The sequence below is a fragment of the Chrysiogenia bacterium genome (assembly GCA_020434085.1).
Lineage (GTDB): Bacteria > JAGRBM01 > JAGRBM01 > JAGRBM01 > JAGRBM01 > JAGRBM01.
In genome coordinates this window covers 1-2,209 of sequence record JAGRBM010000100.1, presented here as the reverse complement: position 1 = coordinate 2,209, position 2,209 = coordinate 1, and the positions used below count along the sequence as shown (strand labels likewise).

Sequence of the window (2,209 nt, the reverse complement as noted above, 5' to 3'; positions counted from 1 at the left end):
GATGCCGATACGTGCCGTCGATCAGCCAGCGCATGCGGCGCGGTCCGGTGTCGGGTTTGGCTGCGACTGGTGCGGAGGCGAGGCGCGCGCCGCGGGCGTGCATCGTGAGCAAGCCTTCGCGTTGCAGGGTTTGCAGCGCGGTGTGCAAGGTGCGGCGGCTGACGCCGAGTTCCCGGCTCCAAACCCGCATACCGCGCAGGGGTTCGCCCAGCGAGCCGCCGCGAATCGCGGTGCGCAGGTATTCCGCCAGTTGAGCCGGTTTGGACTGCAGCCGCATGGCGGAGGCAGGTGAAGCGGAACGAGGTATTCCGGCGCGGCTCATTTAACTCAGCGTCGGCCAAACCCGCTTTGCGTGCAAGGGCTTACGCGAACCGAGGTCAGCCAACCTGTCCCGTAGTGTGTCATCACTAGGCGCGGTTTGGCGCAGCGAAATCGATGCTCTGATCCACCTACGAGGGAAAACCAGATCCGGGGGGTTGGCCCGCCGTATGCGAAGGGTGTGACATCATGGATTTCAACAAACTCACCCAAATGTCGCGTCAGGCCATCACCGACGCGCAGGCGCTTGCGCGCCGTCACGGCCACAACGAAGTGGAGACGTGGCATTTGCTGGCCGCCTTGCTCAGCCAGGAAAACGGCATCGTGCCGGGGCTGATCGACAAGCTCAACGTTACGCCCAGCGCCGTGTCGCTGGCGGTTGAGCGCGAGTTGGAGCGTCTGCCCAAGGTCAGCGGCAGCGTCGACACGTCGAAGGTCTACGTGACCCAGGCCGTCAACGAAGCCCTCACCAAGGCCGAGGACGAAGCCAAGTCGCTCAAGGACGAATTCATTTCCGTCGAACACCTGTTCCTCGGTCTGCTTGAAGTCGGCAAACCCGAAGCGCTCAAGAAACTCTTCAAGAGCTTTGGTTTCGAACGCGCCAAGGTGCTCAAGTCGCTCAAGGAGATTCGCGGCGCGCAACGCGTCACGACTGACAACCCCGAGGCCACTTACCAGTCGCTGGAAAAATACGGCGTCGATCTCGTGGCGCAGGCCCGCAAGGGCAAGATGGATCCGGTCATCGGCCGCGACGAAGAGATTCGCCGCACCATTCGGATCCTTTCGCGCAAGACGAAGAACAACCCCGTGCTCATCGGCGAACCCGGCGTCGGCAAGACCGCCATCGTCGAAGGCCTCGCCCAGCGCATCCTGCGCGGCGACGTGCCGGAGGGGCTCAAGGACAAGACCATCTTCGCGCTCGACATGGGCGCGCTCGTCGCCGGCGCGAAATACCGCGGCGAATTCGAAGAGCGCCTCAAGGCCGTGCTCAACGAAGTGAAGCAGGCCGACGGTCGCATCATTCTCTTCATTGACGAACTGCACACCATCGTCGGCGCCGGTAAGGTCGACGGCGCGATGGACGCGGGCAACCTGCTCAAGCCCATGCTCGCCCGCGGCGAATTGCACTGTATCGGCGCGACCACGCTCGACGAATACCGCAAGCACATCGAAAAGGATGCCGCGCTCGAACGCCGCTTCCAACCCGTGCTCGTCGATCAGCCGACGGTCGAGGACGCCATTTCGATTCTGCGCGGCCTCCGCGAACGCTTCGAACTGCATCACGGCGTGCGCATTCAGGACAACGCGCTCGTCAGCGCCGTCACGCTTTCCAACCGCTACATCAGCGACCGCTTCCTGCCCGACAAGGCCATCGACCTCGTCGACGAGGCCTGCGCCATGATCCGCACCGAGATGGATTCGATGCCGCAGGAGCTCGACGAACTCACCCGCAAGGTGCTCCGCCTCGAGATCGAGGAAACCGCGCTCGCGAAGGAAAAGGACGAAGCCTCCAAGCAACGTCTCGCCACGCTCCGCAAGGAACTCGCCGATGCGAAGGCCGCTGCCAGTGGCATCAAGCTGCAATGGGAGAAGGAAAAGGCCGCCGTCGACAAGGTCCGCAAGGTCCGCGAGGAGCTTGAGGCCGCGCGCCTCGAAATGGAAAAAGCCGAACGCGCCTACGATCTCAACAAGGTCGCCGAGCTCCGCCACGGCAAGATCCCGCAACTCGAGGCCGAGTTGAAGAAATCCGAAAAGCACTCGGGCGCGACCCAGGCTTCACTCTTCAAGGAAGAGGTTTCCGAGGAGGAGATCGCCGAGGTCGTCGCCAAGTGGAGCGGCGTGCCCGTCACGCGGCTCGTCGAGGGCGAAAAGGAAAAACTGCTCCGGCTCG

At 63.3% G+C, this 2,209-nt stretch carries 2 protein-coding genes; one reads left to right on the top strand and one right to left on the bottom strand.

Annotated elements, in window-relative coordinates; all coding sequences use genetic code 11:
• Positions 1–277: GntR family transcriptional regulator (locus KDH09_03425; protein MCB0218721.1), on the bottom strand; the 277-nt coding region annotated here is incomplete at its 3' end.
• 230 nt (positions 278–507) lie between these two features.
• Between KDH09_03425 and KDH09_03420 the strand changes: the two genes are divergently transcribed.
• Positions 508–2,209: AAA family ATPase (locus tag KDH09_03420; GenBank protein ID MCB0218720.1), on the top strand; the 1,702-nt coding region annotated here is incomplete at its 3' end.